Source organism: uncultured Methylobacterium sp., from assembly GCF_964251405.1.
Classification (GTDB): Bacteria; Pseudomonadota; Alphaproteobacteria; order Rhizobiales; family Beijerinckiaceae; genus Methylobacterium.
Window position 1 is genome coordinate 1 of record NZ_CAXUJR010000012.1, and the last position, 8141, is coordinate 8141.

General features: G+C 67.7%; 5 protein-coding genes and 1 pseudogene. 1 reads left to right on the plus strand and 5 read right to left on the minus strand.

What is annotated here, in order from left to right:
- Nucleotides 1–384: 384 nt before the first annotated feature.
- The 5 genes from pgeF to ACFE7U_RS03855 all read right to left on the minus strand — a co-directional run bounded on the left by pgeF (nt 385) and on the right by ACFE7U_RS03855 (nt 7473).
- Nucleotides 385–1152, minus strand: a complete 768-nt coding sequence (gene pgeF / locus ACFE7U_RS03835; protein ID WP_375408409.1) for a peptidoglycan editing factor PgeF — start codon at nt 1150–1152, stop codon at nt 385–387.
- A 135-nt stretch (nt 1153–1287) separates the two neighbouring features.
- Nucleotides 1288–3489: a 3-hydroxyacyl-CoA dehydrogenase NAD-binding domain-containing protein gene (locus tag ACFE7U_RS03840; protein ID WP_375408410.1), complete on the minus strand. Its 2202-nt coding sequence runs from the start codon at nt 3487–3489 to the stop codon at nt 1288–1290.
- A 132-nt stretch (nt 3490–3621) separates the two neighbouring features.
- The gene (locus tag ACFE7U_RS03845) at nt 3622–4107 is read right to left on the minus strand and encodes a hypothetical protein (RefSeq protein WP_375408411.1); all 486 of its coding nucleotides are present in this window, start codon (nt 4105–4107) and stop codon (nt 3622–3624) included.
- Between the two features lie 153 nt (nt 4108–4260).
- Nucleotides 4261–5469: an acetyl-CoA C-acetyltransferase gene (locus ACFE7U_RS03850; RefSeq protein WP_375408412.1), complete on the minus strand. Its 1209-nt coding sequence runs from the start codon at nt 5467–5469 to the stop codon at nt 4261–4263.
- Between the two features lie 216 nt (nt 5470–5685).
- On the minus strand, nt 5686–7473 hold the full coding sequence (locus tag ACFE7U_RS03855; protein ID WP_375408413.1) for an acyl-CoA dehydrogenase C-terminal domain-containing protein: 1788 nt from the start codon (nt 7471–7473) through the stop codon (nt 5686–5688).
- A 291-nt stretch (nt 7474–7764) separates the two neighbouring features.
- Between ACFE7U_RS03855 and ACFE7U_RS03860 the strand changes: the two are divergent.
- Nucleotides 7765–8141 (plus strand): annotated as a pseudogene (locus ACFE7U_RS03860) (hypothetical protein); the annotation flags it as partial.

Sequence of the window (8141 nt, forward strand, 5' to 3'; positions counted from 1 at the left end):
GACCGGGACCGGAACGAAGACCGGCGGAGCCGCGCGGCGCGGAAGATCGGCGGCGAGAGCAGAGCCGGCCAGTGCTATTCCGGCGAGGGCGGTTGCCCCCCGAAGGATGGATTTCATGGTTTTGGTCCTCATACTCGGCGATGCGGCGTCTCGGACGCCGATCCCGCGATGCCTCGTCTGTAGTCCAGCAGCCTGGCTGAAGCTGTTGCGGACCGATCACGCCGACCGCTGCAATGGCGGCCCCTTTGTGGCGATGACCGAGCCGTGGTGGGTCGTTCGACCTTCGGCTGCTTAACTCCGAAACACGCGGGAACGGTCAAGGTTCATTCACGGCCACGCTTTTTTTGTCCGTCTTTGATGACAGATTGCCGCACCCCTTGCCAGTCATGGGGTCAACGCGATGGCCGAGACGAGCCGGCCGTAATCGGCTTCCGCGCGATGGGTCGTCCGCCTGAAGCTGTAGAACCGGGTCGCGTCGGCATAGGTGCACAGCCCAAGCGAGGCGGACCGCCCGAGATCCTGCTGCTCCAGCTGCCAGAGGATGAAGCCCGGTAGGTCGAACTGCGAACGGCCGGCTCGGCCGCCGCTCGCGAAATAGCGCGCTGCACCGGGGACCTTGCCGTCGAAACGATCGCGCAGATCGTTGCCGACCTCGTAGGACGGTTGATGGATGGTGGGGCCGAGCACAGCGACGATCGCGCTGCGCTCGGCGCCCAACGCCTCCATCGCCGCCACCGTCGCCGCAACGACCCCGCCGAGTGCGCCCTTCCAGCCGGCATGGGCGGCCCCGACGACGCCGTTGCGGGGATCGGCGAACAGGACCGGCCCGCAATCGGCGGTGGCGATGCCGAGCGCCAGACCCGGCACGCGGGTCACCATCGCGTCGGCCTTCGGTCGCTCCGACGCGGCTGGCGCCTCGGTGACCACGACCACGTCGGCGGAGTGGATCTGGTACAGGCTCGCGAGGTTCGACTCCGGGACGCCGAGGGCCGCACACATCCGACGCCGGTTCTCGGCGACGCGACCCGTGTCGTCGTCCGAGCCTAGGCCGCCGTTGAGCGAGGCGTAGAGTCCCTCCGAGACGCCGCCCTGACGGGTGAAATAAGCGTGGCGGATCGCCGGATGGGCGAGCTCTGGCGCTTCGAGAAACATCGCGGGTCCTTGCCTGGTGCGGGCCCGACGAGGGCCGCCGGTTCATATCGCCTTGCCGGCTTTTGGTCGCCGGACAAAGCAAGGCCGGCGCCGCTTCCGGCACCGGCCCTCGTCGCCTCGTCGGAGGCCGGGCGACTAGGCGGCCTTCTTGGCCGCCTCGCCGTAGAAGGTACCGCCGGTCTCGGCCATAGCCGCCACGTTGTCCGGCACCGCGAAGCGCGGGCCGTGCTTGGCCTCCAGGCCGCGGGCCAGATCCGCGAAGGTCTTGGCTCCCATGAAGTCGATGTAGGAAAGGGCGCCGCCGGTGAAGGGCGCGAAGCCGAAGCCGAGGATGGAGCCGACATCGGCCTCGCGCGGGTCGGTCACCACGCCCTCACCGACGGTGCGGGCCGCTTCCAGCGCCTGCACCACGAGGAAGCGGTGCTTAAGCTCGGCGACGTCGATCGTGTCCGGATCGAGGGTCCTGGGCTGCAGCGCCTTCAGGCCCGGCCACAGGCGCTTCGGGGCACCCTCGGGGTAATCGTAGAACCCCTTCTTGTTCTTGCGGCCGAGCCGCCCTTCCGTCTCCACCAGGGTGACGAGGAGGTTCTTCTGCCCGGCATCGACCGCGTCGGGGCCGAGCTGCGCTTCCGCCGCGCGGGCGATCTTGAGGCCGAGGTCGAGCGCGACCTCGTCGTTGAGGGAGAGCGGACCCACCGGCATCCCGGCCAATCTGCCGGCATTCTCGATCATCGCGGCCGGCACGCCTTCGAGGAACATCTTGTGTCCTTCGAGGAGGTAGGCCGTGACGCAGCGGTTGGCGAAGAAGCCGCGGCTGTCGTTGACGACGATGGGCGTCTTCTTGATCGCCCTGACGTAGTCGAGGGCCGTGGCCACCGCGCGGTCGCCGCTCTGCTCGCCCTTGATGATCTCGACGAGCATCATCTTCTCGACCGGCGAGAAGAAGTGGATGCCGACGAACTGCTCCGGACGAGCCGACGCCTTGGCGAGGCCCGAGATCGGCAGTGTCGAGGTATTGGAGGCGAAGATCACGTCCTCCCCGATGGCGGCCTCGACCTTGGCGATCACCTCGGCCTTCACCTTGGGGTCCTCGAACACCGCCTCGATGACGAGGTCGCAGCCCTTGAGGTCGGCGTAGTCGGCGCTGGCGGTGATACGGGCCAGCAGCGCGTCGCGATCCGCGGTCTTGGCGCGGCCCTTGTTGATCTGTCCGGTCATCAGCTTGTGGGCGTAGGCCTTGCCCTTCTCGGCAGCCTCCATGGACTGATCGACGAGGACGACCTCCATGCCCGCATTGGCGCTGACATAGGCGACGCCCGCTCCCATGAAGCCGGCGCCGACGACGCCGACCTTCTTCACGCTGGTCGGCGCGACGTCCTTGGGGCGGCGTGCCCCCTTGTTCAGCTCGCCCATGGACAGGAACAGCGTGCGGATCATCGCCGCCGCCTCCTTCGAGCGCAGGATCTTGGCGAAGTACCGGCTCTCGATCTTGAGGGCGAGGTCCATCGGGAGTTGCAGGCCCTCGTAGACCGCACCGAGGATGGCTTTGGCGGCCGGATAATTGTCGTGCGTCTCGCGGCGGTAGATCGCGTTGGCCGGCGGCCAGATCATCATGCCGGCGGGCGAATAGACCTTGCCGGAGGGGGCCTTGAACTTCGGCACGTCCCAGGGCGCCACGGCCGATCCGCCGGCCTTGATCCAGGCCTTCGCCTTCGCGACGATCTCGGCCTTCGGCGCGACCTCCTGGGCGAGGCCCATGTTCTTGGCCATGAGCGGGCGGATCTGCTCGCCCTTGAACAGCATCTGGAGAGCATCGCCGGTCTGCATCAGGCGCGGCACGCGCTGGGTTCCGCCGGCACCGGGGAAGAGGCCGACCTTGATCTCCGGCAGGCCGACGCGGGTCTTGTCGTCGTCGGACAGCACCCGGTGATGGCAGGAGAGCGCGAGCTCGAAAGCCCCGCCGAGGCAGATGCCGCTCACCGCCGCCGCGAAGGGCTTGCCGCAGGTCTCGAGCTTGCGGAAGAGCAATGTGAGCCTGCGCGATTCCTCGAAGAAGCGGACCATCGCCTCCTCCTCGCCGCGCTCGGCTTTCAGCCTCTCGAACTCCTGACCGAGGCCCTGCAGCATGGTGAGGTCGGCGCCCCCCGAGAAATTGTCCTTGCCCGAGGTGATGACGCAGCCCTTGATCGCGGGGTCGGCGACCACGGCATCGATGATTCCGTGCAGGTCCTCCATGACCTGCGCGGTGAAGACGTTCATCGAGCGGCCCGGCATGTCCCAGGTCGCGAGCGCGATCCCGTCGGCATCGGTCTCGAAACGGAAATTCGTGAGGTTCATGTCGGGTCCTCGGGTTGGCGGTTCGGGGTGGGGCCGGATCTCACGGCCGAGATCGGAGCCTCCCGGCCGCGAGGCGTTCAGCGGAGCCGGCGGGAGGCGGCGGTGCCCTCCCGGCCGGACCCCATATTCGTCTCAACGAGCCGGCATCGGTGCGTCGCCCGCCGGCTGGCCGGGCACATCGCCGGCGGCGGCGACGGTGAGCATGTTGACGAGCTTCGTCACCGCGTTCTGCGAGATCAGCGTGATCGTCGAGGCCGGGTCTGCATTCAGCGCCTGGAACTTCTGGTAGATCTTGTCGTCGTAGATGCCGGCGATGTGCTTGATCTCGTCGGTGGTGAACTTGTCGGCATATTCCTTCGACAGCCCTTCGATCAGCGCCGTCCGCTGCCGGTCGAACTCCGCGCGGACTTCGAGCCTGACCTTGTCCGCCTTCTCGGCCGGCATCGTCGCGACGGTCTTCTCGAGGGCACCGGAGAAGCCGGTCTCGAGGGTCTTGATCACCGTTTTCTGAACCAGCGCCTTGGCGGCTTCGACCCGGTCCGACGCGTCGTCCGCATAGGCGCCGACGGGCAGGCCGAGCAGCAGGGCCAGGGCCAGGGTGGGGAGGGCTCTCGTCATCGTGGCGTTCCTCTGAAGGCTTCGTATCGAACCGCGCCGTTTGGGAGGCGTCGGTTCGCCGCCTCTATCAGGGTTCGGTGCTCTTCGGCAGAGCGGGGGATGTCGCTCCCCTCGCGCCACGCGGCCGTCTCGTCCCGCGTGGGGACGACGAGATCACACCCGCTCGATGATCGTCGCGGTACCCATGCCGGCGCCGATGCACAGGGTGACCAGCGCGCGCTCCTTGCCGGTGCGCTCGAGCTCGTCGAGCACCGTGCCGAGGATCATCGCACCGGTGGCTCCGAGCGGATGGCCCATTGCGATGGCACCGCCGTTGACGTTGACCTTGCCCGGATCGACGTCGAAGGCCTGGATGAAGCGCAGCACCACTGCGGCGAAGGCCTCGTTGACCTCGAACAGGTCGATGTCGGAGAGCTGCATGCCGGCCCGCGCCAGCACCTTCTTCGTCACGTCCACAGGGCCGGTCAGCATTAGCGCCGGGTCGGAGCCGATATTGGCGAAGGCGCGGATTCGGGCCCGGGGCTTGAGGCCGGCCTTGTCGCCGGCTTCCTTCGAGCCGATCAGCACGGCGGCGGCGCCGTCGACGATGCCCGACGAGTTGCCCGCGTGGTGGACGTGCTCGACCATCTCGACGTCCGGATGGGCGTCGATGGCGACGGCATCGAACCCGCCCATCTGGCCCATCTGCACGAACGAGGCCTTGAGCTGCCCCAGCGACTGCATGTCGGTTGAGGGCCGCATGTGCTCGTCGGTGGCGAGCAGCGTGATGCCGTTGATGTCGCGCACCGGCACGACGGCGTTCTTGAACAGTCCATCGGCCCAGGACTTGGCCGAGCGCTTCTGCGACTCGACGGCGTAGGCGTCACAATCGTCGCGCGTGAAGCCATATTTCGTGGCGATGAGGTCGGCCGAGACGCCCTGGGGCATGAACCACGACTTGATCGCGATGTGGGGGTCCACCGGCCAGGCGCCGCCCGAGGCACCGAGGCCGACGCGGCTCATCGACTCGACGCCTCCGCCGACCGTCATGTCGTGCTGGCCGGCCATGACCTGGGCCGCGGCGAAGTTGATCGCGTCGAGGCCCGAGGCGCAGAAGCGGTTGATCTGGATGCCCGGAACGTGGTCGCCGTAATCGGCCACCAGGGCCGCGGCGCGGGCGATGTCACCGCCCGCCTCGCCGACGGGATCGACGCAGCCGAGGACGACGTCGTCGACCTGCCGGGTGTCGAGGTCGTTGCGGTCCTTGAGGGCACGCAGCGCGACTTCGGCGAGGCGCAGTGCCGTGACCTCGTGCAGCGAGCCGTCGGGCTTGCCCCGGCCGCGGGGCGTACGGACGTGATCGTAGATGAAGGCTTCGGCCATGTGCGCTTCCCTTGTTGTCGATCCCCACGTTTAACCGCCGGGCTTAGCACGTCGATGGATTCTCGATCTGACTCACGCCGACCGTCATCCCGGGGCCGCGAAGCGGAGCCCGGGACCCATAACCGCCGACGCGGCAAGCTGAGGGCCGTCGGCGGTTATGGGTTCCGGGCTCGCCTGCTGCGCCCCGGAATGGCGAGCAGGGGCCGATCGACCGCTCTAGAATGCCTCGACCGGCAGCGCCATCGTCGTCTCGGAGCCGGCCTTAATGCGCACGAGCCGCATCGCGGTCTCGGGCAGCATCCGCTCCATGTAGAACCGGCCCGTGACGAGCTTGGCGTCCATCAGGTCGGACGCACCCTCGGCCTTCCTGGCGATCGCCGCTTTGGCGATCCGGCCCCACATGTAGCCCATGGCGACGAGGCCGAGGAGGTGCATGTAGTCGGTGGCGCCGGCCCCCGCATTGTCGGGCTTGGAGAAGGCGTTCTGCATGAACCACATCGTGGCGGCCTGGAGGTCGTTCAGCCCGGCCTGGAGCGGCCCCGTGAACGGCTTCATCGCCTCGTCCTCGCCGTGGTCCTTGATGAAGGTCTGGACCTCACCGAGGAAGGCCATCATCGCCCGGCCGCCGTCTTTCGGCAGCTTGCGGCCGATCAGGTCCATCGCCTGGATGCCGTTGGCGCCCTCGTAGATCATGGCGATGCGGGCATCGCGCACGAACTGCGACATACCCCATTCCTCGATGTAGCCGTGGCCGCCGAACATCTGCTGGGCGGCGACCGCGTTGTCGAAGCCCTTGTCGGTGAGCACGCCCTTCACCACCGGGGTCATCAGGCCCATGTGATCCTCGGCCGCCTGGCGTTCGGCCGCGTCCTCCGAGCGATGCCCGATATCGGCCTTCAGCGCCGTCCAGAGGACGAGCGCGCGGCCGGCCTCGTTGAAGGCGCGGATCGTCATCAGGGTGCGGCGCACGTCCGGGTGGACGATGATCGGGTCGGCGGCCTTCTCGGGCGCCTTGGCGCCGGTCAGCGAGCGGCCCTGGAGCCGATCCTTCGCGTAGGCCACAGCGTTCTGGTAGGCGACCTCCGACTGGCCGAGCCCCTGGATGCCGACGGCCAGCCGGGCCTCGTTCATCATCACGAACATCGCGTTGAGGCCGCGGTTCTCCTGGCCGACGAGCCAGCCCTTCGCCCCGTCGTAGTTTATGACGCAGGTCGAGTTGCCGTGGATGCCCATCTTGTGCTCGAGGGAGCCACAGGAGACACCGTTGCGCTCGCCCAGTGATCCATCCTCGTTGATCAGGAACTTCGGCACGACGAACAGGGAAATGCCCTTGGTGCCGGCCGGCGCGCCCTCGATCCGGGCGATGACGAGGTGGATGATGTTCTCGGCCATGTCGTGTTCGCCGGCCGAGATGAAGATCTTGGTGCCGGTGAGGCTGTAGGAACCGTCGCCGTTCGGGACGGCCTTGGTCTTGAGAAGGCCGAGATCCGTGCCGCAATGGGGCTCGGTGAGGTTCATGGTGCCGGTCCAGGTCCCCTCGACCATCTTCGGCAGGTAAGTTTGCTTCTGCTCCTCCGAGGCATGGACGACGAGGGCCGCCATCGCACCCTGCGTCAGGCCCGGATACATGCCGAGCGCGAGGTTGGCCGACGATGTGAACTCTTGGACTGCCGCGTTGATCGCCGCGGGTAGGCCCTGGCCGCCATAGGCCTCCGGCATCGAGAGGCCCATCCAGCCCCCCTGCGCATAAGCATCGTAGCCGGCCTTGAAGCCCGTCGGCGTGGTGACGCTGCCGTCCGGGTTGCGCTTGCAGCCCTCCTTGTCGCCGACGGCGTTCAGGGGAGCGAGCACCGTCTCGGCGAGCTTGGCGCCTTCGTTGAGCACAGCCTCGACGACGTCGGGCGACGCGTCCGAGAAACCCTGGAGGTTGTCGTAGCGGTGGAAGCCGAACACGTCGTTCAGCAGGAACAGGGTGTCTTCGACGGGCGCCCGATAGCTCGGCATCTCGCATCCTCCAAGAGCAGGGGGACGCCGTTTCGGCACCCTGGCCGCCGGCTCCCTCGAATGGTTCATATGTAAACTATCTGGCGGGCGAAAGGTCAAGAGGGCACTTGAGCCCCACCCTCGGAATCGGGCCGATCGGCGCCCTGATTCCCGCTTTGGCATAGTCCTTAACCCGTTGTTTACCAAGAACGCGAAATGTCGGGCGCAATCGAACCGACAGGCTCGTCGTCCGCCGCGAGGCGGCGCGGGGATGCCGGTGCGAAGACAGGACCTCGCCGCCCGGGTTTGACGATGAAACGCAACGCGACGCTGAACCTCAAGGGCCTCGATCCGGACGTCCTCGACGCGGCCCGCGACGTGGCACGCCGTGCCGGCATCCCGCTCGAAACCTGGATCGCCTCGGTGGTCGGGCCGCAGGAGCCGCAGGACAAGCCGAAGCGGAAGCGTCGTCCTGTCCCGCTCGTCGAAGCCCCAACGTCGGATCAGCCTTCGGCATCGATCCTGGTTCCTCCTCACGTCGAGCCTCGGCCTGCATCGGGCTCCCCGGCTGCGCCGCCCGCATCTGCGCCGAAGCCGGTGCGTCCGGAGGCACCCGAGCCCGCCATGACCTCGCCGCCGGAGGGACGGAGCGATCCGTTCGCCGCATCGGTCGCGCAGATGCTCGCACG

Excerpts from the sequence above, each read along its gene's own strand:
- pgeF (WP_375408409.1), bottom strand. The coding sequence starts at position 1,152 with ATGTTTCTCGAAGCGCCAGAGCTCGCCCATCCGGCGATCCGCCACGCT.
- ACFE7U_RS03840 (WP_375408410.1), bottom strand. The coding sequence starts at position 3,489 with ATGAACCTCACGAATTTCCGTTTCGAGACCGATGCCGACGGGATCGCG.
- ACFE7U_RS03845 (WP_375408411.1), bottom strand. The coding sequence starts at position 4,107 with ATGACGAGAGCCCTCCCCACCCTGGCCCTGGCCCTGCTGCTCGGCCTG.
- ACFE7U_RS03850 (WP_375408412.1), bottom strand. The coding sequence starts at position 5,469 with ATGGCCGAAGCCTTCATCTACGATCACGTCCGTACGCCCCGCGGCCGG.
- ACFE7U_RS03855 (WP_375408413.1), bottom strand. The coding sequence starts at position 7,473 with ATGCCGAGCTATCGGGCGCCCGTCGAAGACACCCTGTTCCTGCTGAAC.